General features: G+C 65.5%; 19 protein-coding genes and 2 pseudogenes. 2 read left to right on the plus strand and 19 right to left on the minus strand.

All coding sequences use genetic code 11. The annotated features are described in order from the left end of the window. Positions 1–24: 24 nt before the first annotated feature. The 9 genes and pseudogenes from ACSKB9_RS25125 to rimP form a co-directional block, all read right to left on the minus strand. Positions 25–747, minus strand: coding sequence for a superoxide dismutase (locus tag ACSKB9_RS25125; protein WP_057015294.1), 723 nt, complete (start codon positions 745–747; stop codon positions 25–27). Between the two features lie 203 nt (positions 748–950). Continuing rightward, the gene (gene pnp, locus ACSKB9_RS25130) at positions 951–3113 is read right to left on the minus strand and encodes a polyribonucleotide nucleotidyltransferase (protein ID WP_050383431.1); all 2163 of its coding nucleotides are present in this window, start codon (positions 3111–3113) and stop codon (positions 951–953) included. Positions 3114–3427: 314 nt separating this feature from the next. Continuing rightward, positions 3428–3697: a 30S ribosomal protein S15 gene (rpsO, locus tag ACSKB9_RS25135; RefSeq protein ID WP_016844725.1), complete on the minus strand. Its 270-nt coding sequence runs from the start codon at positions 3695–3697 to the stop codon at positions 3428–3430. 2 nt (positions 3698–3699) lie between these two features. Then, positions 3700–4809 (minus strand): tRNA pseudouridine(55) synthase TruB, encoded by a 1110-nt coding sequence (gene truB, locus ACSKB9_RS25140; RefSeq protein WP_438076451.1) that lies wholly within the window; start codon positions 4807–4809, stop codon positions 3700–3702. After that, the gene (gene rbfA / locus ACSKB9_RS25145) at positions 4809–5219 is read right to left on the minus strand and encodes a 30S ribosome-binding factor RbfA (RefSeq protein WP_028343913.1); all 411 of its coding nucleotides are present in this window, start codon (positions 5217–5219) and stop codon (positions 4809–4811) included. Before rbfA ends, truB begins: the two co-directional genes overlap by 1 nt. Positions 5220–5393: 174 nt before the next feature. Next, positions 5394–8091 (minus strand): annotated as a pseudogene (infB, locus tag ACSKB9_RS25150) (translation initiation factor IF-2). 107 nt (positions 8092–8198) lie between these two features. Next, positions 8199–8885, minus strand: a complete 687-nt coding sequence (locus tag ACSKB9_RS25155) for an RNA-binding protein (RefSeq protein ID WP_438076453.1) — start codon at positions 8883–8885, stop codon at positions 8199–8201. 74 nt (positions 8886–8959) lie between these two features. Then, complete coding sequence (gene nusA, locus ACSKB9_RS25160) at positions 8960–10576, minus strand: transcription termination factor NusA (RefSeq protein ID WP_057015297.1); 1617 nt, start codon at positions 10574–10576, stop codon at positions 8960–8962. 3 nt (positions 10577–10579) lie between these two features. Continuing rightward, positions 10580–11368: a ribosome maturation factor RimP gene (gene rimP / locus ACSKB9_RS25165; RefSeq protein WP_438076455.1), complete on the minus strand. Its 789-nt coding sequence runs from the start codon at positions 11366–11368 to the stop codon at positions 10580–10582. Positions 11369–11714: 346 nt separating this feature from the next. Here rimP and ACSKB9_RS25170 point away from each other — a divergent pair, with 346 nt between their 5' ends. Continuing rightward, positions 11715–12785: a DUF2336 domain-containing protein gene (locus tag ACSKB9_RS25170; protein ID WP_438076457.1), complete on the plus strand. Its 1071-nt coding sequence runs from the start codon at positions 11715–11717 to the stop codon at positions 12783–12785. Positions 12786–13002: 217 nt separating this feature from the next. Further along, positions 13003–13845: a phytanoyl-CoA dioxygenase family protein gene (locus ACSKB9_RS25175; RefSeq protein WP_076824505.1), complete on the plus strand. Its 843-nt coding sequence runs from the start codon at positions 13003–13005 to the stop codon at positions 13843–13845. Between the two features lie 93 nt (positions 13846–13938). Here the strand turns inward: ACSKB9_RS25175 and ACSKB9_RS25180 are convergent, their stop codons facing one another. The 10 genes and pseudogenes from ACSKB9_RS25180 to ACSKB9_RS25225 all read right to left on the minus strand — a co-directional run bounded on the left by ACSKB9_RS25180 (position 13939) and on the right by ACSKB9_RS25225 (position 23762). Next, on the minus strand, positions 13939–14679 hold the full coding sequence (locus ACSKB9_RS25180; RefSeq protein ID WP_438076460.1) for a tRNA (guanine(46)-N(7))-methyltransferase TrmB: 741 nt from the start codon (positions 14677–14679) through the stop codon (positions 13939–13941). Then, complete coding sequence (locus tag ACSKB9_RS25185; protein ID WP_438076462.1) at positions 14676–15800, minus strand: M20 family metallopeptidase; 1125 nt, start codon at positions 15798–15800, stop codon at positions 14676–14678. Before ACSKB9_RS25185 ends, ACSKB9_RS25180 begins: the two co-directional genes overlap by 4 nt. A 179-nt stretch (positions 15801–15979) precedes the next feature. Beyond that, complete coding sequence (locus ACSKB9_RS25190) at positions 15980–16396, minus strand: helix-turn-helix domain-containing protein (protein ID WP_028335515.1); 417 nt, start codon at positions 16394–16396, stop codon at positions 15980–15982. Between the two features lie 261 nt (positions 16397–16657). Continuing rightward, positions 16658–18271 (minus strand): apolipoprotein N-acyltransferase, encoded by a 1614-nt coding sequence (lnt, locus tag ACSKB9_RS25195; protein WP_438076464.1) that lies wholly within the window; start codon positions 18269–18271, stop codon positions 16658–16660. Beyond that, positions 18268–19380, minus strand: a complete 1113-nt coding sequence (locus ACSKB9_RS25200; RefSeq protein ID WP_028335517.1) for a hemolysin family protein — start codon at positions 19378–19380, stop codon at positions 18268–18270. Before ACSKB9_RS25200 ends, lnt begins: the two co-directional genes overlap by 4 nt. A gap of 1 nt (position 19381) precedes the next feature. After that, complete coding sequence (ybeY, locus tag ACSKB9_RS25205; RefSeq protein ID WP_438076466.1) at positions 19382–19885, minus strand: rRNA maturation RNase YbeY; 504 nt, start codon at positions 19883–19885, stop codon at positions 19382–19384. Between the two features lie 68 nt (positions 19886–19953). Continuing rightward, a pseudogene (locus ACSKB9_RS25210) lies at positions 19954–21025 on the minus strand (PhoH family protein). 5 nt (positions 21026–21030) lie between these two features. Next, complete coding sequence (gene miaB, locus ACSKB9_RS25215) at positions 21031–22419, minus strand: tRNA (N6-isopentenyl adenosine(37)-C2)-methylthiotransferase MiaB (protein WP_438076468.1); 1389 nt, start codon at positions 22417–22419, stop codon at positions 21031–21033. A 204-nt stretch (positions 22420–22623) separates the two neighbouring features. After that, a complete protein-coding gene (locus ACSKB9_RS25220) occupies positions 22624–23304 on the minus strand; it encodes an HAD family hydrolase (RefSeq protein WP_057015308.1) in 681 nt (226 codons plus the stop codon). A 5-nt stretch (positions 23305–23309) separates the two neighbouring features. Then, a complete protein-coding gene (locus ACSKB9_RS25225) occupies positions 23310–23762 on the minus strand; it encodes a Fur family transcriptional regulator (RefSeq protein WP_016840396.1) in 453 nt (150 codons plus the stop codon). Between the last annotated feature and the right edge of the window lie 38 nt (positions 23763–23800).

Below are 23800 nucleotides of genomic sequence, written 5' to 3' on the forward strand. Positions count from 1 at the left end.
TGTGCGACCGGCGAGCCCGGCGGCTCACACGCCGAGCGTGCCGGCCTTTGCTGCCGCATAGCGCTCAGCCACGGCCTTCCAGTTCACCGTATTCCACCACGCCTTGAGATAATCGGGCCGACGGTTCTGATAGGTCAGGTAATAGGCGTGCTCCCAGACGTCATTGCCGAGCAGCGCGCGCTTGCCGTCCATGATCGGATTGTCCTGGTTCGGCCGGGTCTCGATCGCGAGCTTGCCGTCCTTGGTCACGGTGACGAACACCCAGCCGGAGCCGAACACGCGCCCGCCGGCGGCGTTGAAATCGGTCTGGAATTTTTCCATGCCGCCGAGGTCGCGATCGATCGCGGCGAGCACCTCGCCGTCCGCCTTGCCGCCGTTCGGTCCCATGATCTGCCAGAACATGGTGTGGTTGGCGTGGCCGCCCATATTGTTGCGCACGCCGGTGCGGATCGCCTCCGGCACGCTGCCGAGATTGGCGAGCACCTCGACGACCGGCTTCTCGGCGATCTGCGGATTGTCCTTGGCGAAATTGTTGAGGTTGGTGACATAGGCCTGATGATGCCGGTCGTGATGGATTTCCATCGTCTTGGCGTCGATATGCGGCTCCAGCGCATTGGTGGGATAGGTCAGCGGATCGATCTTGAACGGTCCGGCGGGGGCCTGCGCGAATGCCGTGCGCGATGCGGCTGCGGCCGCGGCGATGCCGCCTGCTGCGATGATCAAATGGCGTCGGGACATCGAGGACATCGTGGTTCTCCGTGCTGGGAAAGCTTCCTGATGTTAGGCCCGAGTTGTGAACGGGTTCCAGCGAATCCGGTCACAATGCCGGGTCAAAATCGCGCATGCCGATCAGCGGAGATTGATTTGCGTCCGATCTCGGCAAGCCAAAAAGGGCGGCCACAGGGCCGCCCTTTTCGTAACAGTCGATTTGCTAGTCGATTGGCCTTGGCTTACTCGCCGGCAGCTTCGCGCGGCGCCGCAGCCGGCGCTTCGGTCTTCTGCTTGGCCTCGAGATCCTCGCCGGTCTCCTGGTCGACCGCCTTCATCGACAGGCGGGTCTTGCCGCGATCGTCGAAGCCGAGCAGCTTGACCTTGACCTTGTCGCCTTCCTTGACGACGTCGGAGGTCTTCTGCACGCGGTTGGACGCGAGCTGGCTGATGTGGACGAGGCCGTCCTTGGCGCCGAAGAAGTTCACGAATGCGCCGAACTCCATCACCTTGACGACGGTGCCCTCGTAGATCTGGCCGACCTCCGGATCGGAGGCGATCGACTTGATCCACTTGATCGCAGCCTTCATCGCCTCGCCATCGTTGGAGGCGACCTTCACGGTGCCGTCGTCCTCGATGTTGACCTTGGCGCCGGTCTTCTCGACGATCTCGCGGATCACCTTGCCGCCGGTGCCGATCACTTCGCGGATCTTGTCGGTGGCGATCTTGAAGGTCTCGATGCGCGGTGCGTATTCGCCGAGCTCGGCGCGCGCCGCGGTCAGTGCCTTGGCCATCTCGCCGAGGATGTGGATGCGCCCTTCCTTGGCCTGGCCAAGCGCAACCTTCATGATCTCCTCGGTGATGCCCTCGATCTTGATGTCCATCTGGAGCGAGGTGATGCCGTGGTCGGTACCGGCGACCTTGAAGTCCATGTCGCCGAGATGATCCTCGTCACCGAGGATGTCCGACAGCACCGCGAAGCGCTGACCTTCGAGGATCAGGCCCATGGCGATACCGGCGGTCGGCCGCTTCAGCGGCACGCCGGCGTCCATCAGCGACAACGAGGCGCCGCACACCGAGGCCATCGAGGACGAGCCGTTCGACTCGGTGATCTCGGAGACCACGCGGATCGTGTACGGGAACTCGTGATGCGGCGGCAGCACCGGGTGGATCGCGCGCCAGGCGAGCTTGCCGTGGCCGATTTCGCGGCGCTTGGTGCCGCCGAGGCGACCGGTTTCACCGACCGAGTAGGGCGGGAAGTTGTAGTGCAGCAGGAACGTTTCCTTGTACGTCCCCGACAGTGCATCGATGTACTGCTCGTCCTCGCCGGTGCCGAGCGTGGTCACGACCATCGCCTGGGTCTCACCGCGGGTGAACAGCGCCGAGCCGTGGGCGCGCGGCAGCACGCCGGCTTCGGCGATGATGTTGCGCACGGTCTTGGCGTCACGGCCGTCGATGCGCTTGCCGGTGTCAAGGATGTTCCAGCGAACGATCTTGGCTTCCAGTTCCTTGAACACGCCGGCGACGCGAAGTTTGTCGTATTTCGGCTCCTGGCCTTCCGGGAAGAAGTGCGCCAGCACCTTCTCCTTGACGGCGCCGACCGCGGCATAGCGTTCCTGCTTGACCGGGATCGCATAGGCCTTGCGGAGCTCCTGTTCGGCGATGCCGAGCATCTCCTTCTCGATCTCCGAGTTGTCGATCGTGGTGACTTCGCGCGGCTCCTTGGCGGCCTTCTCGGCAAGCTCGATGATCGCGTTGATCACCGGCTGGAAGTGGCGGTGGCCGAACATGACCGCGCCGAGCATCACGTCCTCGTTGAGCTCCTTGGCTTCCGATTCGACCATCAGCACGGCGTCGGCGGTGCCGGCGACGACGAGGTCGAGCTGGGTCTCGGTCATCTCGTCCAGCGTCGGGTTGAGCACGTATTCGTCATTGGCGAAGCCGACGCGCGCGGCGCCGATCGGGCCCTTGAACGGCGCGCCCGACAGCGTCAGGGCGGCGGAGGCGGCGACCAGCGACACGATGTCCGGATCGTTCTCCATGTCGTGCGAGAGCACGGTGACGATCACCTGGGTCTCGTTGCGCCAGCCGTCGACGAACAGCGGACGGATCGGGCGGTCGATCAGGCGGGAGACCAGCGTCTCCTTCTCGGTCGGACGGCCTTCGCGCTTGAAATAGCCGCCGGGAATGCGGCCCGCGGCGTAGGTCTTCTCCTGGTAGTCGACCGTGAGCGGCAGGAAGTCGACGCCCTCGCGCGGCGCCTTCGCCGCAACGACGGTGGCAAGCACCACGGTCTCGCCGTAGGTGGCCATCACGGCGCCGTCGGCCTGGCGGGCGATCTTGCCGGTTTCAAGTTTGAGGGGACGTCCACCCCAGTCGATTTCGACGGAATGCGAATTGAACATTTCGGTTTTCTTTCATGGTTTCACGAAAGCACGGCGCCCTGAAACACAAAGACCATGCCAAGACGGCGAGACACTGATGCGCTGTCGCGATCAGCATCCGGCGATCCTGCCATGGTCCCTGGATTTCGGATGGCGTCCATCCTTTCGGTCATCTGGGCATCTTGCCCGGTCCAGCGGCCGGATTGCTGCTGGACGCTAGTGTGCATGGCGCGACTGCCATGCTGCGCATGATCATCTTTCGACAATTCGAAAGCCCGAGTTCACGGACGACCATGCGAAAACGCGCGCGAACCCTCGCGCGCGTGCTTCTCAAATCAACGACGGATGTTGTGCTTTTCGAGCAGCGCCTTGTAGCGCGCCTCGTCCTTGCGCTTGATGTAGTCAAGCAGGGAGCGACGCGTCGACACGAGCTTCAGCAGGCCGCGGCGTGAATGGTTGTCCTTCACATGGCTCTTGAAGTGCTCGGTGAGGTTATTGATGCGTTCCGACAGGATCGCGACCTGAACCTCGGGCGAGCCGGTGTCGCCGGCCTTGTTGGCATTCGTCTTGATGACTTCCGCTTTGCGTTCTGCGGTAATCGACATCGTCAGTTACTTTCATGGTTGCGAGCCGGACCGGCAGTCAGTCCGTTCAGGTTGAACACGCGCTTGGGGATGAGTTCGCCATTGCCAATTTCGGCAAGCGCGAGAAGCCGGCCTGCCACCGTGACATAGACTGTGCCGCTGGTATTGGGCGCATCCCGTCCGCGCAACAAAACGGCCTGGCCCCTGTGGAGCCTTGCCGCATCAGCCCGTGTGACGGCCAGTGCCGGGATGTCGTCCAGCGCGGTCTCAACGGGCAAAAGCGCGTCGGCGAGGCTGCCCTCGCCAGACGCGGCTCTATTGCATAAAGCCTCCAACTGTTCCAGCGGAATCATGTCCCGTTCGGTAAACGGACCGACAAGGGTTCGCCGCAGGGCGCAGATATGGCCGAAACAGCCCAGAATCCGGCCCATATCGCGGGCCAGCGCCCGGACATAGGTTCCCTTGCCGCACTCGGCCTCGAATACGGACTGACTGTTATCTCCATGTTCCACAAGGGTTAATTCGTGAATTTCGACCGGGCGCGGCTTCAGTTCGACGGTCTCGCCGTCGCGCGCCAGATCATAGGCGCGCTCGCCCTGCACCTTGATCGCCGAATATTGCGGCGGGATCTGCTCGATCACCCCGGTAAAGCGCGGCAAGAGTTCCCGGATCGAATCGGCGGTCGGCCGGCTCTCGCTGGTCCTGACCGGCCGTCCCTCGGTGTCGTCGGTGTCGCGCTCCTCGCCCCAGCACACCGTGAAGCGGTAGCGCTTGCGGCCGTCCATCACGAACGGCACCGTCTTGGTCGCCTCGCCCAGCGCGATCGGCAAGCCGCCGGAGGCGAGCGGATCGAGCGTGCCGGCATGGCCGGCGCGCTTGGCCTGGAACAGGCGCTTGAGCACCGCGACCGCCTGCGTCGAGGTCATGCCGATCGGCTTGTCGAGCACCACCCAGCCGTGGACGTCGCGCTTGTCGCGGCGCGGCTGCTGGTTCTGCCTGCCCTGCTTCTGGCGCGGGTCGTTGTTGGTGCGGCGCGCATCGTCGGTGCGCTGGCCGGCAAAAGCATCCCGCTCAACGTCGCGCGCGTCGGAATCCTTCGCGTCGATAACGCTGTTGGTCGTCATCACAGTCATCACTCGTCGTCCGAATCGGGTGCAAGGTCTCGCTGCACCGCAGGTGTCCGCAGTAGTTTCTCGATGCGCTCCGCCTCGTCGAACCGCTCATCGACGCGGAAGCGAATGTCGGGTGCAAATTTCAGGTTGACGCGGTGCGCGATCTCGCCGCGAAGGAACTTCTTGTTGCGCTCGAGCGCGGATATCACCGTGTCGGTGTCGCGGCCGCCGAGCGGCATCACGTAGATCGTGGCGAGCTTCAGATCCGGCGACATACGCACCTCGGGAACGGTGATGATGTGGCCTTCCAGATCGGGATCGTGAACCTCACCCTGTGACAGAATCTCGGCAACTGCATGGCGAACCGTTTCGCCGACGCGCAGCTGACGTTGCGATCCGCCGGGGCTGGAACTCTTCTTTTGACGGGGCATGACCTTTTTCCAAAACCGTCGCGCCCGCCAGCCGTGGCCGCGGGCATCAATGTCCTTGCTTTGCTTTCAATCGGACGATGTGCTGGTGGCCGGACTAAAGTCCGGCCACGCCGTCGCATTTTCAGTTAAATGGACCCAACGCCTAGCAAGATCTGCGCTTCGTAAGATTTGGACTTACAGAGAGCGCTGGATCGTCTCGATGCGGTAACACTCGATCACGTCGCCGACACGCATGTCGCCGTAGTTCTCGAACGCCATGCCACACTCCTGGCCGGCGACCACTTCCTTCACTTCATCCTTGAAGCGCTTCAGCGTCGACAGCTTGCCTTCGTGCACCACGACGTTGTCGCGGATCAGGCGAACATTGGCGCCGCGTTCCACGGTGCCGTCGGTGACGCGGCAACCCGCGACCTTGCCGACCTTGGAAATGTTGAACACTTCCAGGATCTGCGCGTTGCCCAGCATGGTTTCGCGCAGCGTGGGCGCGAGCAGGCCGGACATCGCCTTTTTGATGTCATCCACGAGGTCGTAGATGATGTTGTAGTAGCGGATCTCGATGCCGTTGCGCTTGGCGGCGGCTGCGGCTTCCTTGTTGGCTCGGACCGAGAAGCCGATGATCGCGGCGTTGAAGCCTTCCGCCAGCGTGACGTCGGACTTCGAGATGCCGCCGACGCCGGCATGCAGGATACGGGCGGCGACTTCGTCGGTGCCGAGCTTCTCGAGCGAGCCCAGGATCGCTTCCAGCGAGCCCTGCACGTCGGCCTTGACGATCAGCGGGAACTCCTTGCGGCCCGCGGTCTTGAGCTGCGACATCATCTGCTCGAGCGAGCCGCGCATGCCCGAGATCGAGGCCGCGGCATTCTCGCGCTTCTGGTGCGCGCGATAGCTCGTGACCTGACGGGCGCGAGCTTCGTTCTCGACCACGGCGAGACGATCGCCGGCTTCCGGCGGACCGTTGAAGCCGAGCACCTCGACCGGCACCGAAGGGCCGGCCTCTTCGAGATTCTCGCCCTGGTCGGAGATCAAGGCGCGGACGCGGCCCATCTCGGCGCCGGCCACGATGATGTCGCCGACGCGCAGCGTGCCGCGCTGCACCAGCACGGTCGCGACCGGACCGCGTCCGCGATCGAGCTTGGCTTCGATCACGGTGCCTTCCGCCGGACGTTCCGAGTTGGTCTTCAGGTCGAGGATTTCAGCCTGCAGCGCGATCATCTCGAGCAGCTTGTCGAGATTGGTCTTGTTCTTGGCCGAAACCTCGACGTCGACGACGTCGCCGCCGAGCGATTCGACCTGCACCTCGTACTGGAGCAACTCGGTGCGCACGCGCTCCGGCCGCGCATCCGGCTTGTCGATCTTGTTGATCGCCACGATCATCGGCACCTTGGCCGCCTTGGCGTGATTGATCGCCTCGATCGTCTGCGGCATCACGCCGTCATCGGCCGCGACCACCAGCACGACGATGTCGGTGACCTTGGCGCCGCGGGCGCGCATCGCGGTGAACGCGGCGTGGCCGGGCGTGTCGATGAACGTGATCTTGGTGCCGCTCTCGGGCGACAGCACCTGGTAGGCGCCGATATGCTGGGTGATGCCGCCGGCTTCGCCCGATACGACGTTGGCGTGGCGCAGCGCGTTCGAGCAGCGAGGTCTTGCCGTGGTCGACGTGACCCATGACGGTGACCACCGGCGAGCGCGGCTCGGTGTCGGTGGAATTGTCGACGACGTCGAACAGGCCCTCTTCCACGTCGGACGCCGCGACGCGCTTGACGCTGTGGCCGAGTTCTTCGGCGATCAGTTGCGCGGTGTCGGCATCGATCACGTCGGTGATCTTGTGCATCGCGCCCTGCTTCATCAGCATGCGGATGACGTCGACCGCGCGTTCCGACATGCGGTTCGCGAGTTCCTGGATCGTGATCGCTTCCGGAATGGTGACTTCGCGGATCAGCTTTTCCTTCGGTTCGTTCGACGCATGCCCCTTCAGGCGCTGGGTGCGGCGGCGGAACGAGGCGATCGAACGCTCGCGCACGTCGTCGGCGTTGAGCGCAGTGGTCAGAGTGAGGCGGCCGCGCTCCTTCTGCGGGCCGGGCTTGTGGGTGGTCTTCGGAGCCGCGGCGGGGCGCACGGCGCCGCCGGGGCGGCGCACCAGGCGCGGACCTTCGTCTTCGTCCGGCCCGGCCGCAACTGCCGCCGGCCGCACCGCAGAGGCTGGTGCGCGCGCGGTTGTCGTGGTGGTCGGGCGTGCTGCGGGCGCGCGGGCAGGCGGAGCAGACGCAGGTGCGGCTGTCGTGGGCCTGGCCGTTGTTGTGGCCGGAGCGCCGGGTTTGGCTTCACCCTCGCCAAAGCGGCGCTTGGCCTCGACCTCGGCCTTGCGCTTGGCCTCTTCCTCGTGGCGGTGGCGCTCCTCTTCCGCCTTGCGGCGGGTTTCGGCGGCCTCGCGCTCGGCCTTCTCGGCAGCCTCGCGGACGGCGCGGCGCTTGGCTTCCTCTTCGGCCTGGCGGCGTTCCTCGATGTCGCGCTGACGGGCGTCGGCCAGCGCGCTGGCGCGCGCGGAACGCTCGTCCTCGGTCAGGGTCGGCAGCACCACGCCGGAGCGGGTGTTACGCTGTTGCTGGCCGGGAGGCGGGCCTGAGGGGCGGCCGAGCGGCGGCCTGGCGGCCGGCGCCGCAGGCTTTGCAACCACGGGTTCCGGCGCGTGCGCCTCGCCGGGACCATCGCCACCGACGCGACGCTTGCCGCGCTTCTCGACCACGACCTGCTTGGTCCGGCCGTGGCTGAAGCTCTGGCGCACGGTGCCCGTCTCGACGCGCGGCTTCAGCGACAACGTCTTGCTCGGGACACTCAAAGTCTTGTCGCCAGGGGTCTTGGTATCAACCATTCAGCAGTCCTAATCTCGTTTCGCTGTGCGTTTGCCGCACAAATCCTTCAACGTGTCGTCGTTTGCTGAGCATGACCGGTCGGAAAGACGGCGTCCGCCTTCCCGGATCACGCTCTGGAATTTCTGGCCGCTTCGGCGGTCTTGTCGTCGTCGGCCATCCGGTATCGGACCAGCATCTGGCAGCGCGACAGGAACGTCTTGCTCGCTGGGCCCGCGAGCAGCGCAGCATGTATCACATTTGACCGCCCAAGTGCCAAATCCAATTCTTCCGACGTCAAAACATTGACGACGGGGATTACCGGCGATTCACCACGTTTTTCGCCCCTTTGCCTCACGATCGCGTCCAATTTGCGGATTCCGTCCGCCGCGCCGTCGGAAGCGTGGATCAGGGCTGCAGTTTCGTTCCGGTTGAGTGCGTCCTCGACCTTGCCGAAGCCCGAAACCACCTGACCGGCCTTGGCGGCCATTGCCAGGGCCTCGGTGACGCTGCGCACCAGGAGGGTGTCGGTGTCGGTGGGGAGGGTCGGCGCGACGCGGACATCGCGCTTGAATCCCTTGCTAAATTGGTGACGGCGGACGGCTTCCGCAACGCTGCGCCGCGATGCGGAAACCCAGAGTCCGCGGCCGGGCAGCTTGCGCTTGAGATCCGGGATCACCTCGCCCGTGGGCGCGACGACGAACCGGATCAGCTCGTCGATCGGACGCACCTCGCGGCTGACCGCGCACATCCGCGTGGTCGCGGACTTCTGCGTCCGCGGCCCATCGTCGAGATCGGGGTCAGCCTGAGCCGGCATCCGTGGGGCATCTCCGTCGTGAATTGGCGCGAGTTCTTATCGCAAAGCCGGTATCCACCTTTGCGGAACACGCGCTACGAAGCCGTCGTTTCTGCTTCGGCGGCCTCGGCCTCCTCGGCAGGCTTGGCGAGGTCGGCCTCGGTGATCCAGCCGGCCTTCAGACGGGCCTGCATGATCACGGCCTCGGCCTCGTCGCGCGAGATCTCGATGCCGTCGAGGAACCCGGCATGCTTGGTCGGCTCGCCGCCTTCCTTGCGCTCGGTCCAGCCGACCAGATCGTCGGTGGCGCAGCCGGCGAGATCCTCGACCGTCTTCACGTCGTTCTCGCCGAGCTTCACCAGCATCTTGCCGGTGATGCCGGGCACGTCCTTCATGGCGTCCTCGACGCCGAGTTCCTTGCGCTTGGCTTCCAGTTCCGCCTCGAGCTGTTCCAGATATTCGCGGGCGCGGGTCTGCAGCTCGGTGGCGGTCTCCTCGTCGAAACCCTCGATGCCCGCGAGTTCCTTGACATCGACCAGCGCGAGTTCCTCGACCGAGGTGAAGCCTTCGGAGGCGAGCAGCTGGCCGACCACCTCGTCGACATTGAGCGCTTCCATGAACACGCGGGTCGAGTTCTCGAAGTCGGCCTGACGGCGCTCCGACTCTTCCTGCTCGGTCAGGATGTCGATGTCCCAGCCGGTCAGCTGCGAGGCGAGGCGGACGTTCTGGCCGCGGCGGCCGATCGCCAGCGACAGCTGGTTGTTGGTGTCGGGAACCACGACCTCGATGCGCTCGCGGTCCTCGTCGATCACGACCTTGGCGACTTCAGCCGGCGCCAGCGCGTTGACGACGAAGGTCGCAATGTCGGGCGACCACGGGATGATGTCGATCTTCTCGCCCTGCAGCTCGTTCACCACGGCCTGCACGCGCGAGCCGCGCATGCCGACGCAGGCGCCGACCGGGTCGACCGAGGAATCGCGCGAAATCACGCCGATCTTGGCGCGCGAGCCCGGATCGCGGGCGACCGCCTTGATCTCGACGATGCCGTCATAGATCTCCGGCACTTCCTGCGCGAACAGCTTCGCCATGAACTGCGGATGGGTGCGCGACAGGAAAATCTGCGGACCGCGGGTCTCGCGGCGGACGTCGAAGATATAGGCGCGGACGCGGTCGCCGTTGCGGAACACTTCGCGCGGCAGCATCTCGTCGCGGCGCACGATCGCTTCGCCACGGCCGAGGTCGACGATCACGCTGCCATATTCGACGCGCTTGACGATGCCGTTGACGATGTCGCCGATGCGGTCCTTGAATTCCTGGTACTGCCGGTCGCGCTCGGCCTCGCGCACCTTCTGCACGATCACCTGCTTGGCCGACTGCGCGGCAATGCGGCCATATTCCAGCGGCGGCAGGGTGTCGGCGATGGTGTCGCCGACCTGGGCGCCCGGATTGGCGCGCTGCGCGTCGTGCAGCGAAATCTGGTTCGACGAGTTTTCGACGACGTCGACCACCAGCATGTGGCGGGTCAGCCGCAGCTCGCCCTTCTTGGCGTCGATCTCGGCATGGACGTCGGTCTCGCTGCCGTAGCGGGCACGCGCGGCCTTGGCGATGGCGTCTTCCATCGCCGCGATCACGATGGAGCGGTCGATCGACTTTTCGCGCGCAACTGCGTCTGCGATCTGCAGCAGTTCGAGTTTGTTGGCGCTGACTGCCATGGCTTAGTCTCCTTCGGATGGATCGATCTCGCCACGGCGCGCGCGCTCGGCCGCCAGGCGGTGCTTTTTGGTATTGGTCGGGGCCGGCCTCTTGCCGGGCTTGTGAGCAGGCTTATCACCAGGCTTGGGTTTCGGCTTCTGGCTCTTCGCCGGATCGCTCTTCTTGGCATGGGCCGGCTGCGGCGGCGCAAGGCCGAGCTCGCGGCGCAGCTCGCGCTCGGCGGCCTTGCCGCGGCGCATCGATTCCTCGATCAGCTCATCGGTCAGCACCAGCCGCGCGTCCGAGATGTCCTCCATCACCAGGAGAACCTCGGCGTCCTCGTCCGGACGCGGATCGTCGCGCCTGATGCGCACCGCATCGCCCTCGACGCCGGCAAGCACGCCGCGAAACCGCTTGCGGCCCTGATGCGCCACCGCCATCTCGATCTTCACGAGATGCCCGGTGTAGCGCTCGAAGTCGGAGCGGCGCACCAGCGGGCGGTCGATGCCGGGCGACGAGATTTCCAGCCGGTAGGCGCGCTCGATCGGGTCGGCGACATCGAGCACCGGCGACAGCGCGCGCGAGATCGCCTCGCAATCCTCGAGCTGCATCGAGCCGTCGGGCCGCTCCGCCATGATCTGCACGGTGCAGCCGGCATCGCCCGAGACCTTGATGCGCACCAGGCGATAGCCCATGCCCTGCAGCACCGGGACCGCGACCGCGGCGACGCGCGCCGCAACCCCGGGCTCGACGACGAGACGCGGCTCGGCGAGCAGTTCGGTGTCCACGGACGTGGCGGTCGGTTCGGTCATATCCAGTGTCAAAGGCTGTCTAAGGTCTTAAAGGCTGCTGAGGTCTGTTGTGTTGTTCAGGTGGCCTTAAGGGGCCGCTAACGCTACCCAAACCGGACCCGGCCTCGTTGGGTCCCGTCAGGTAATAAAAAGAGCGGGTCCCGGGGGGCCCACTCTCCTACGCGATCGTATGAGATACCATAAGTTGCGCTGGATATAGCTCTTTTGCCCGGGTCCGGCAAGGCCCTCGGGTCCGGCGGGAGGCGATTTTACGGCTCCCCGGATGCCGGATTGATCTAACCCTCCGTTTACGAACGGGACCATAGATTGCCGAAAATCGGCAGAAGTCGCCGGTTGGACAAGGCCCATGACGACAGCCCCTGCGCTGATCCCGGAACTCGACGACATCGTTCGTCGCGGCGACCCCAAGCGCCGCGCCGAGGCCGCGCGGCGGCTCGGCGAGCTGTTCCTGCAGGGCGCCGCGAGCTTCCGTCCCGACCATATCGACCTGTTCGACGGGGTGCTGACCAGCCTGGTCCCGCATGCCGAGCTTGCCGCGCGGGTCGATCTCGCCGAACGGCTCGCGCTGCTCGCCAACGCGCCGCGGCATCTGGTCGGGCAGCTCGCCCGCGACGACGAGGTCGCGATCGCGGGGCCGCTGCTGCGCCGATCGCCGGTGATTGACGAAAAGGTGCTGGTCGAGATCGCCAATGCCAAGGGCCAGGGCCATCTGCTCGCGATGGCCGAGCGATCGAAGCTCTCGACTGCGCTGACCGACGTCCTCGTCCGACGTGGCGATCGCGACGTCATCCGATGCGCGGCCGGCAATGCGGGCGCGGCGTTCTCGGACGCCTCCTTCACGACCTTGGTGCAACGCGCCGGCCAGGACGGCGTGCTGACGCTGCGGATCGGCCGCCGCGATGATCTTCCGCCCGAGCATCTGAAGGGCCTGCTCGCCGGCTCGATCGACGTGATCCGCCGCCGTCTGCATGCCGTCGCCAAGCCGGAACGCCAGGCCGAGATCAAGCTGGCGATGACCGAGATCGAGGGCGTGATCGTTCAGGTCGAGGGCCGCGATTTCACAGCTGCGCAGCGCGCCGTCCTGGCGCTGCATCGCGCCGGTGAATTGAACGAGGCCACGGTGGCCGGCTTCGCAAAGGCCTTCAAATATGAGGAATGCGTGGCGGCGCTCGCCGCGATGGCCGGCGTGAAAATCGTCACGCTCGATCGCCTGATCTCCGGCGACCGTTACGATCCGATCCTGATCGCGAGCAAGACGATCGGCTTCGAATGGCCGACCGTGCGTGCCCTGATCCTGATGCGGCTCGGGCCCAACCGCGTGCCGTCTCCTGCCGATATCGAAGGTGCGCGGGTGAATTTCGTGCGCCTGATGCCCTCGACGGCGCAGCGCGTCGTGGAGTTCTGGAAGTCGCGCTAGTTCACGCTAGCTGCTCTTGGCTCCGTCATCCTGAGGAGCGCCGCAGGCGCGTCTCGAAGGATGCACGGCCACGCTGTTGCAGCCGGGCCGTCGTGCTTCGAGACGGCCGCTTTGCGGCCTCCTCAGCATGACGGATCATCGTGCACACTTCCCAAACCCAAAATCGTTCCGCTATGCTTTCCGCAAGGCGCGACACAGCGCCAACAGGGAGATTGCCATGCTGACGGACGCCGACATCCAAACGCACGCCGCGCGGATCCGCGACGACGGATACACCGTGATCGAGCGCGCCGCCTCGCCCGATCTGGTCGAGGGGTTGAAGGCGGCGGTGCTGAGAATCGAGAGCGAGCGCAATCTCGCACCTGCCAGGACGTCGTTCGAAGGCTTCAAGACGCTGCGCATCAACAACCTCCTGACCTATGACGATCTGTTCTGGGAGGTGCCGCTGCATGACAACGTGCTGCCGGTGGTCGAACGCGTGCTGGACAGGGAATGCCTGCTCTCGTCGTTCTGCTCGCTCGTGCTCGGCCCCGGCCAGGAGGCGCAGCCGATTCACGAAGACACCCAATTGATCCCGTTGCCGCGGCCGCACATTCCGATCACGATCAATGCGATCTGGGCGCTGTCCGATTTCCGCGAAGATAACGGCGCGACGCGGATCATTCCGCGCAGCCACAAATTCGATTCGTCGCCCGAATACGGCAAGGAGTACGACGCGGTCACCGCGACCATGCCGGCCGGCAGCGTGATGCTGTTCGACAGCGCGCTGTGGCATGGCGGCGGCGCCAACAGCAGCGACGCCAGGCGCTTTGCCTTCTCCTGCGCCTATTGCTGGGGCTGGATGCGGCAGCAGGAGAACCTGCAACTCGGCATTCCGCGCGAGACCGCGGCCCGCTTTCCGCGCCGTTTGCAGGAATTGTGCGGCTACAGCGTCTACAAGGGCCAGTTCGGCCACATCGACAATCACGATCCGATCGAGCTGCTCGGCCGCGAGCGCGGCAAGCGGATGGTGTGGGAGGCGACCGACGTCAGGAAGGCGCGGCTGGCGGGGCAGGCGTGAAGATATCCGTCGTTCCGGGGCGGCGCGATAGCGACGAACCCGGAATCTCGAGGTTCCGGGTTCGATGCTGCGCATCGCCCCGGAATGACAGCACTACGGCAAGCGCTTGAACCTCAAATACGCCGCCTTGCGCCCCTCGCGCTCGGCTTTGGCGCCGTAGCGCGTCATCGTGTAGTTCGGCCACGGCTGCTGCCAGTCGATCGCGCGCTCGGCCAGCCAGGCGAAGTCGGGTGAGCGCATCAGATGCGCCAGCGTCCAGGCGCAATAATCGTCGATGTCGCTGACGAAGCGGAAATCGCCGCCCGGTGGCAGCAATCGTGTCATGGCGGCGACCGTTGCATCCTGCACGAAGCGCCGCTTCCAGTGCCGCCGCTTCGGCCACGGATCGGGATGGATCAGGTCGATGCGCGCAAGCGAGCGCGGCGGCGCCCAGGCCAGCAGTTCGGCCGCGTCGCCGGCGAACAGGCGGATATTGCCGATATTTTGCGCCTCGATCTGGGTCAGGATCTTCGCCATGCCGTTGACATAGGGCTCGCAGCCGATGAAGCCCGTGCTCGGAAAGGCCTGTGCCTCCGCGATCAGATGCTCGCCGCCGCCGAAGCCGATCTCGAGCCTGACATTCTCGATGCCGTCATCGAACAACTCGGTCAGCGCCTCGGGCGCGGGCGCCGAGATGTCGACCGCCAGATGCGGCAGCAGAGTGTCGATCAGGTCGGCCTGATGCGGGCGCAGCTTATGGCCCTTGCGTCGTCCGAAGAACGAGCCGCGCGCATGCGCCATCGCACCGTCGTCGGGGGAATCGCGATCGCCGCGGTCGCCTGGAGCCGGTGTCATCGCAGCGTTTGATAGAGACGGTGGAGCAGCCGCGCGCGCGGCTCGATCGACGAGATGTAGAGCTGCTCGTAATGGGTATGCGCGCCCTTGCCGTCGACGCCGAGGCCGTCGAGGGTCGCGGTGTGCGGCGCGGTGAAATTGCCGTCGGAGCCGCCGCCGGTGAACACATCCGCCAGCTCGAAGCCGAGCTCGGCGGCCAGCCCCTTGGCGTGCTCGTAGAGTGCGGCGCCGGCGTTGCTTTTCTCATAGGGCGGACGGTTCAATTCGCCCGATATCTTCACGCTGACGCCCTCGGTGCGTGAGGTGATCCCGAGGATCTTCGGCACCAGTTCGTCGGCGTCGGCTCTGGTCGGCACGCGCATGTCGACTTCCGCATAGGCCTCTTCGGCGATCACGTTCGGCTTGGTGCCGCCGCGGACGACGCCGACATTGACGGTGACGCCGCGCTTGAGGTCGTTCATCGCCTCCAGCGCCTGGATCACATTGCCGAGCTCCCGGATCGCGCTGCGGCCGTCCTCGGGGCGCGTGCCGGCATGGGCCGGCGCGCCCTTGATGGTGACGTCGAAGCGCGCAACGCCCTTGCGTCCGGTGACGATCTTGCCGCCGTCGCGCGCCGGCTCCGTCACCAGCACGTATTTGGCCTTGCGGCCCTCGGCCTCGATCAGCGCCCGCGAGGTCGGGCTGCCGATCTCCTCGTCCGATACGTAGAGCTGGGTGATGCCGAGCGGCGGGCGCGTGTCGTCGGCGCAGACCTGCCGGAATGCATGATAAGCTAGGTAGGCGCCGCCCTTCATGTCGTAGATGCCGGGGCCGAACGCGCTGTCGCCGTCGACCTTGAATGGTAACCGTTCGATGAATCCCATCGGATGGACTGTGTCGAGATGGCTCAGCACCAGGATGCCCGGCGCGTCCTGGCCCCAGGACGAGCGCGTCACCAGGTGATCGCCGCAGCCGTCGCGTCCCGCAAGGCGCTCCACCGTGGCTGGCAGGTCGCGATAGCCCGACGCGACGAGATCAGCCAGCTTGTTGACCTGATCGGGCCGCTCGGTCGGAGATTCGATCTCGACCCAGCGGCGGATGCCGTCGAGAATCACGGCGGTTTCGAACGGATTGCTGGACATGGTGTTGTCGTCGCCTGTGAATTCGCTTTGTCATTGCGCGCACGCGCCGAAGCATGATCCGGAAACATGCTCAAAGGAGGCGCTCAAGCGCGATGATGCTCAAGCTGAGCTCATCGCGTTGGCGCGCGCCGCAATGGCATATTCCAGATTTGACGATCTCTCAAACGGATATGGCTGGATCAGGCCTGCTCGGCTGCCTCGCGCGCCGCAATCTGCTCGACCAGTTCGACGATGCTGCGGCGGAGCTTGGCGTCCGCAATCCGCGTGAAGGCGCGGGTCAGGGCCAGGCCCTCGGCGGTTGCCAGAAAATCGGAGACGTAGGTCGGCGAGGCGCCCTCGCTGAAGCCGTCGGCGGTCTTGACCCCGCTCGGGCCGCCGTCGAACAGGAAGGAGACCGGCACCTGCAGGATTTCGGAGATCTGCTGCAGCCGGCTGGCGCCGACGCGGTTGGTGCCCTTCTCGTATTTCTGCACCTGCTGGAACGTCAGGCCTAGCGCCTCGCCCAGTTTCTCCTGGCTCATGCCGAGCATGATGCGTCGCATACGGACGCGGCTGCCGACATATTTGTCAACAGGATTGGGCGCTTTGGTGGACATCTCCAACTCTCCTAAGGGATTGCGCGCCCGTGGATGAGGCAAGTTGGAAGTGGAGTATGCCTCAGGCGCCGGTGCCGTCAAATCCTGCAAGGAGGATCGGGACGAAATGCGGACAATTTGCGCAAAGGGGCTGACTTGGCTTGTGATTTCGCGTGGACCCGTACAATGCGAAGTGCACGGTCGATCTGTCAACTGGTGGAATCATATTGAGGTAAATTTCGACGTTTTTTCGGGTTCGCGACAACCGGCGATATGCAGCCGTCAGGCTTTTCGCCTCACAAACCGCCGCCGCAACACGAACGCCAGGGCTGTGATCACAATCACAGCGGCGGGGACGTTCCCGACACGCGCATAGATCGTCGGCGCGATGGCCGCCGGCAGGCCGGCATCCAGCACGCCCTCGATGCCGAGCCCGAGTTGCGCGACGATCCGGCCGACGGGGTCAATGACGGCCGAGATGCCCGTATTGGCGGCGCGGACCATCGGCAGGCCTTCCTCGATGGTGCGCAGCCGGGCTTGTCGCAGGTGCTGGTAAGGGCCGGTCGAGATTCCGAACCATCCGTCATTGGTGACATTGACGATCCAGCCGGGACGGTCGTCGCGGCTCACGACATTGCCGGGAAAGATCGCCTCGTAGCAGATCAGCGGCAGGGCGCGTGGTGCATTCGGAATATCGAGCGTGCGGCGGATCGTGCCGGGAATGTAGCCGCCCTGCACCTTGGTGAGTTGCACGAAGCCGAGCTTCTCCATCCAGTCCTGGAACGGCAGATATTCTCCGAACGGGACAAGATGCAGCTTGTCGTAGACCGCGAGCACGCTGCCGTCGTGGTCGATGACGTAGATGGAATTATAGGCGCGCGTGACGCGGACGCCGGGCGGCAGATCGGGCGCGCGCACCGAACCCGTGATCAGCACGGTTCCCTTCGGCAGCAGGTCGGCGATCTGCGCCATCGCGTCGGTTTCCTTGGTCAGGAAGAACGGAAACGCGGATTCCGGCCAGATCAGGATGGTGGCATCCTTCACGCCGGTGGCATGCGGCCCGGAGGCGCGATCCGACAGGGTGAGATATTTCTGCATCACCGCCGCCTTGGCGGAGTAGTTGAACTTGGCGTCCTGCTGCAAATCGGGCTGCATGATGCGCAGCTTGACGCCGTCGACCATCCTGGTCGGCTGCTGCGCGAGGCGGACCACGCCGAACGCCAGCATCGCCGCCAGCACCAGCACCGCGGCCACCGGCGCGCGCCACGGCTTGCGGCCGCGCGAGCCGCCGTCGATCAACACGGCCGGGCTTGCGAAGATCGCGACGGCCAGGAACGTCATGCCCCACAGCCCGATCAGCGACGCGGTCTGCGCCAGCGCCAGCGGCTCGGTCAGTGCGTAGCCGAACGCATTCCACGGAAAGCCGCTGAGGAGATGGCCGCGCAGCCATTCCGAAATCGTCAGGCTGACCGCGAGCGCCAGCACGCGCGAGGCATCGCGCGGCCAGATCAGCCGCGCCAGCCCGAAGCCGAACGCGGTGAACAAAGCGAGATAGGCAGGCAGGCCGAGCACCGCGAACGGCGTCAGCCAGGCGAAGGTGTCCGCATCGACGAAGAAGGCGTAGCCGATCCAGTACAGCCCCGGCACGAAATAGCCGAGGCCGAACCAGAAGCCGGACAGCGCCGCGGCGGGCACGCCGCGCCAGCGCCCGGCCGCGCTGCCGTCGATCAGCCAGACCGCGATGGAAAAGGTGAGAAACAGAACCGGCCAGGCGTTGAACGGCGCCATCGCCAGCGCAGACAGCGCGCCGGCCGTGAGCGCGAGGACGGCGCGTTTCCATCCCCAGGTCAGGATGATTGCAAGGCCGATCGATCGGAGCTTGTCGGACAGCCTCACTGCGGACCGGCTCCCTCGCCGGGCGGCGGCATGTTGTCATTCGCCTGCGGGTTTCCGGAGTCCGGCGCCTGCTCGCGGCGTCGCTCGCGCTCCTTGCGCGGCGTCGGCCGTTCCTTGCGCGCGGTGATGCGCACGCGCTTGACCCGCCGCGGATCGGCGTCGAGCACCTCGACCTCGTAATTGCCGGGCCCCGAAATCACCTCGCCGCGTACCGGCAGGCGCCCGACGAACGATACGAGGTAGCCGCCGAGCGTCTCGACCTCCTCGCCGGCGTCGCCGATCACGAAATCCTCGCCGATCACTGAGCGGACATCGTCCAGGCTGGCGCGCGCGTCGGCGATGAAGGAGTTGTCCGGCTGGCGCACGATGGACGGCGGCTCGTCGGAATCGTGCTCGTCGTCGATCTCGCCGACGATCTGCTCGACGATATCCTCGATCGACACCAGCCCGTCGGTGCCGCCATATTCGTCGACCACCAAAGCGAGATGGATCCGCGAGGCCTGCATCTGCGCCAACAGGTCGATCGCGCGCATCGATGGCGGGATGTAGAGCAGCTTACGGATGATATTGGCTTCCGACAACGGCAGCGCGAGGTCGACGCTGCGCAGATCGAGCCCGGCCGGGAACGGCTTCTTGCGCTTCGTCTTGGTCGCGTCGGTGACGCGGGCTCTCGCGGTCATAAAGGCGAGCAGGTCGCGGATGTGCACCATGCCCTCGGGGTCGTCGAGGGTCTCGTTGTAGACGACGAGCCGCGAATGCGCCGCGCTCTCGAACAGGCTCATCAATTCGCCGAGCGGGATGTCGCGCTTGACCGCGACGATGTCGGCGCGGTGCACCATGACGTCGGCGATCCGCCGCTCGTTCAGCGACAGGATGTTGCGCAGCATGGTGCGCTCGATCGCCGAGAAGCCGACATCGTCGGGCGTCGAGGCGTCGAGCACCACCTGCAGGTCGTCGCGCACCGAGCCGGCCTTCCAGCCGAACAGCGTGCGGATCGCGCGCACCAGCCAGCCCTCGGCCGCCGGGCGCTGCACCTCGCCCTCGTGCACCACGGCGGGCAGGTTGCTCACGTTGCGCGGGTTGTCGTGGGTCGGTTCGGAATCCGGCATGTCAGGCGATCCGATCCGCATAGGGGTCGGGAATGCCGAGGGAAGAGAGGATCTCGCGCTCGAGCGCCTCCATATCCTCGGCATCGTCATCGTTCTCGTGGTCGTAGCCGATCAGGTGCAGGAAGCCATGCACCGCGAGATGGCTCAAATGATGGTCGAACGGTTTCTGTTCTTCATCGGCTTCCCGCCGTGTCGTCTCATAGGCGATCGCGATGTCGCCGAGCATGCGCGGGGCGTCGTCAGGTCCGCCGCCGGCGGCGCCCTCCGGCTGCAGCGCCGGGAACGACAGCACGTTGGTCGGCTTGTCGATGCTGCGCCAGTTGGCGTTCAGGGTGCGGATACCGGCATCGTCGGTCAGCATCACCGCAAGCTCGGCGTCGGCGACATCGGCATCGGCGAGTTCGGCGGCAGCCTCGATGGCGCGGTGGATCACCGCGTCGGCATTGGGCTCGGCCTGCCAGCATTCGGCGGTGACGAGAACATCGGTTGCAGGAAAAGCAGACACGTTGGTTTCAAAATCTGCGTTATGGCCGGATCCCGCGCCGTGTGGGCTCGCGGCCGAAGCTATTGGTCTCAAGATCTGGCGTTTGCCGGCTTTTGCGGCAATCCCTCATAGGCGGCCACGATGCGCGCCACCAATTCATGGCGGATGACGTCCTCGGCCTTGAAATGCACCTGGGCGATGCCCTCGACGCCGTCGAGCAGCTTCACGGCTTCCGTGAGGCCCGAGGCCTGGCCATGCGGCAGGTCGACCTGCGACGGGTCGCCGGTGACGATCATCCGGCTGTTCTCGCCGAGACGCGTCAGGAACATCTTCATCTGCATCGTCGTGGTGTTCTGCGCCTCGTCGAGGATGATGGCGGCATTGGTCAGGGTGCGGCCGCGCATGAAGGCGAGCGGGGCGATCTCGATCTCGTTGCCCTGCAGCGCGCGCTCGACGACGCGGGCGTCCATCAGATCGTACAGCGCGTCATAGATCGGGCGCAGATACGGATCGACCTTCTCCTTGAGGTCGCCGGGCAGGAAGCCGAGCCGCTCGCCGGCCTCGACCGCGGGCCGCGTCAGGATGATGCGATCGACCTCCTTGCGCTCGAACAGCTGCGCGGCATGGGCTACCGCGAGCCAGGTCTTGCCGGTGCCGGCCGGGCCGATGCCGAACACCAGCTCATGCCGCTTCAGGGCGCGGATGTAGGAATCCTGCGCCGCGGTGCGGGCGCGCACCGGACGCTTGCGCAGATTGATGGTCTCGAAGGTCGGCTTGGCGGTCTTGTTGTCGAATTCGAACAGCGAGCCCTGTGCGATCACGGCGCGGATCGCGCCTTCGACCTCGCCCTGATCGAGGTCGTGTCCTTCGAACGGCCTGCGCGTAGAGCGTCTCCAGCACGCGCCGCGCCGCGTCGCAGCCGTCGCGGGAGCCTGCGATGGTGAGATGATTGCCACGGGAATCGACCACGACGCCGAGCCGCCGCTCGATCAGCGCCAGATTCTGTCCGTAGGGGCCGACCAGCGCAGATGCCGCGCGGTTGTCGTCGAAATCGATGACGACCTGAGTTTCAGGGGGCCGGGTCTCAGGTGGCATTTGCATGTCGCGGTCAGGTTTGCGGCTGGGAGCGAGCGAAGACGAATCCGATGCGCTTTTGGGCAAGGATTTCAGGCTCCAATGGTCTGCGAAATGAGGCCGGGCACGGGTCGCGTCGCGAGCTCGCCGATCAGGCTGTAGCGCTCGAGGCTGTCGACCCTCACCGGGAGGACCTGGCCGATGATGTCAGGCGACGCCATCACATGGGCGGGCTGCAGATAGGCGGTACGGCCGACGATCTGGCCCGGATTGCGCGCGGCGCGCTCGAACAGCACATCGACCGTTGTGCCAATCGCAGCCCGGTTGAAGGCCGATTGCTGGCTGTCGATCAATTCCTGAAGCCGCCCCAAGCGCTCGTCCATCTCGGCTGCTGACACTGTCTCCCGCATCTCCGCCGCCGGCGTGCCCGGCCGTGGCGAATACTTGAATGAATACGCCGCAGCGTATCCGATTTGCGTGACAAGCGCGAGGGTGGCGGAAAATTCTTCCCTCGTCTCTCCGGGGAAGCCCACGATAAAATCTGATGAAAAAGCAATGTCTTGCCGCGCGGCGCGGAACCGGTCGATGACGCGCCGGTAGTCATCGGCGGTATGTTTGCGGTTCATGGCGGCAAGGATCCGGTCCGACCCCGATTGCACCGGCAGGTGCACGAACGGCATCAATTCGGGCAAATCGCGATGGGCCGCGATCAGGGCGTCGTCGACGTCGCGCGGATGGCTGGTCGCATAGCGCAGCCGCGCGACGCCGGGGATCTCGGCGAGGCGCTGCAACAATTTGCCGAGCGGCCAGACGCGGCCGTCGGGGCCTTCGCCATGATAGGCGTTGACGTTCTGTCCGATCAGCGTGAATTCGCGCACGCCATTGTCAGCGAGCTGCTTCACATCGTCGATGATCCTGGCGACCGGACGCGAGACTTCCGCGCCGCGCGTGTAGGGCACCACGCAGAAGGTGCAGAACTTGTCGCAACCTTCCTGCACCGTGACGAAGGCGGAGATGCCGCGGGCGCGGATCGCATCCGGCTTCGGCTGCGGCAGGAAGCCGAACTTGTCCTCGACCGGGAATTCCGTTTCCAGCGCGCGGCCGTTTGCCTTGGCGCGCTTCAAGAGCTCGGGCAGATGATGATAGCTCTGCGGCCCGACCACGATGTCGACGGTCGGCGCGCGATGGATGATCTCTGCGCCTTCGGCCTGCGCGACGCAGCCGGCGACCGCGATCTTCATCTCGCGGCCCGCCCGCGCGGCCTCGTCCTTGGCGACGCGCAGCCGCCCGAGCTCGGAATAGACTTTCTCCGACGCCTTCTCGCGAATGTGGCAAGTGTTGAGGATGACGAGGTCGGCGTCTTCGGCGCTCGCGGTCTCGACAAAGCCCTCGCCGGCCAGCGTGTCCGCCATGCGTTGCGCATCGTAGACATTCATCTGGCAGCCATAGGACTTGATGTGCAGCTTGCGCGGCGTCGTCATGGAACCCTGAGAGTGAAAAATGGAAACGGCGCCATCGGGGCGCCGAGGCTGAAATATAGCTTAAACCGGGGAAAATCCAGCGGTCTGGACGTCATTCCGGGGCGATGCGTCAGCATCGAACCTCAGGTGCGCAATTGCGCACCGGGGAATCTCGAGATTCCGGGTTCGCTCCCTTCGGTCGCGCCCCGGAATGACCTCGCAGGGTCAGTCAGCGCTCGCCGTGGCCCCCACCCGGGCGATCAAATCGGGCAATTTCCGCATATCGGCGAAGGTGACGGCCGCGCCGGCCTGGCGCAGCATCCCCTCATGTTCCGCCGTGCAGTGGCTGCCGCCGTAAAAACCGAGCACGGTCATCCCGGCGGCGCGGGCGCCGGTGACGCCGGCCACGCTGTCCTCGATCACGACGCAACGCGCGGGGGTGGCGCCCATCTGCGCCGCCGCGAACAGGAAGAGATCGGGCGCCGGCTTGCCGCGCTTGACCTGGGTGGCGGAGAAAATATGCGGCGCGAGCTGGTCGTAGAGCCCGGCGCAGGTCAAGCCGTGATGGATCTTTTCCGGTGTGCCGCTCGACGCCACGCATTTCGGTAAGCCGAGCGCGGCGATCGCCTCGCCGACATGCGCGATCGCGCTGAGATCGTCGGCATAGAAGCTCAGCGTCGCGTGCTTGACCTCGGCCTCGAAGGTCTCGGGCAGCGCGCGGCCGATCTCGCTCTCGACGATCCGCCGCGCCTCGCGGTCGGACACGCCGAGGAAGCGCTTCAGCACGCCGTCGGGTGTGATCGGAAAGCCGTGCCGCGTCAGCGTCTCCGCATGCGCGCGACAGGAGATCACCTCGCTGTCGACCAGCACGCCGTCGCAATCGAAGATGACGAGGTCGAAACTCACCCGGCTTACGACTTGCTGTCTTCGTCGAGCGGGACGCAATACAGCTCGAGACGGTGATCGACCAGCTTGTAGCCGAGCTTGCGCGCGATCTCGGCCTGCAGCTTCTCGATCTCTTCGGAGGTGAACTCGATCACCTTGCCGTCGCGCAGATTGATCAGGTGGTCGTGATGGCTCTCGGGCATCTGCTCGTAGCGCGCGCGGCCCTCGCGGAAGTCGTGGCGCTCGATGATGCCGGCATCCTCGAACAGCTTGACGGTGCGATAGACGGTCGAGATCGAGATCTTGTCGTCGACCGCGACGCAGCGGCGGTAGAGCTCCTCGACGTCAGGGTGATCCATGGCCTCCGCCAGCACGCGTGCGATCACGCGGCGCTGTTCGGTCATGCGCATGCCGGTCGCGGCGCAGCGCGCCTCGATGCCGGTATTCTTCTGCGCAGGCGTGATTTTCACCGTCGTCATGGGTCCTTGGCAGGTCCTTGGCCAGTCCTTGAGCCTTG

Source organism: Bradyrhizobium sp. BR 1433 (genome assembly GCF_051547665.1).
Taxonomy (GTDB): Bacteria; Pseudomonadota; Alphaproteobacteria; order Rhizobiales; family Xanthobacteraceae; genus Bradyrhizobium; species Bradyrhizobium australafricanum.

Excerpts from the sequence above, each read along its gene's own strand:
- ACSKB9_RS25125 (WP_057015294.1), bottom strand. The coding sequence starts at position 747 with ATGTCCTCGATGTCCCGACGCCATTTGATCATCGCAGCAGGCGGCATC.
- pnp (WP_050383431.1), bottom strand. The coding sequence starts at position 3,113 with ATGTTCAATTCGCATTCCGTCGAAATCGACTGGGGTGGACGTCCCCTC.
- rpsO (WP_016844725.1), bottom strand. The coding sequence starts at position 3,697 with ATGTCGATTACCGCAGAACGCAAAGCGGAAGTCATCAAGACGAATGCC.
- truB (WP_438076451.1), bottom strand. The coding sequence starts at position 4,809 with ATGACTGTGATGACGACCAACAGCGTTATCGACGCGAAGGATTCCGAC.
- rbfA (WP_028343913.1), bottom strand. The coding sequence starts at position 5,219 with ATGCCCCGTCAAAAGAAGAGTTCCAGCCCCGGCGGATCGCAACGTCAG.
- ACSKB9_RS25155 (WP_438076453.1), bottom strand. The coding sequence starts at position 8,885 with ATGCCGGCTCAGGCTGACCCCGATCTCGACGATGGGCCGCGGACGCAG.
- nusA (WP_057015297.1), bottom strand. The coding sequence starts at position 10,576 with ATGGCAGTCAGCGCCAACAAACTCGAACTGCTGCAGATCGCAGACGCA.
- rimP (WP_438076455.1), bottom strand. The coding sequence starts at position 11,368 with ATGACCGAACCGACCGCCACGTCCGTGGACACCGAACTGCTCGCCGAG.
- ACSKB9_RS25170 (WP_438076457.1), top strand. The coding sequence starts at position 11,715 with ATGACGACAGCCCCTGCGCTGATCCCGGAACTCGACGACATCGTTCGT.
- ACSKB9_RS25175 (WP_076824505.1), top strand. The coding sequence starts at position 13,003 with ATGCTGACGGACGCCGACATCCAAACGCACGCCGCGCGGATCCGCGAC.
- ACSKB9_RS25180 (WP_438076460.1), bottom strand. The coding sequence starts at position 14,679 with ATGACACCGGCTCCAGGCGACCGCGGCGATCGCGATTCCCCCGACGAC.
- ACSKB9_RS25185 (WP_438076462.1), bottom strand. The coding sequence starts at position 15,800 with ATGTCCAGCAATCCGTTCGAAACCGCCGTGATTCTCGACGGCATCCGC.
- ACSKB9_RS25190 (WP_028335515.1), bottom strand. The coding sequence starts at position 16,396 with ATGTCCACCAAAGCGCCCAATCCTGTTGACAAATATGTCGGCAGCCGC.
- ACSKB9_RS25200 (WP_028335517.1), bottom strand. The coding sequence starts at position 19,380 with ATGCCGGATTCCGAACCGACCCACGACAACCCGCGCAACGTGAGCAAC.
- miaB (WP_438076468.1), bottom strand. The coding sequence starts at position 22,419 with ATGACGACGCCGCGCAAGCTGCACATCAAGTCCTATGGCTGCCAGATG.
- ACSKB9_RS25225 (WP_016840396.1), bottom strand. The coding sequence starts at position 23,762 with ATGACGACGGTGAAAATCACGCCTGCGCAGAAGAATACCGGCATCGAG.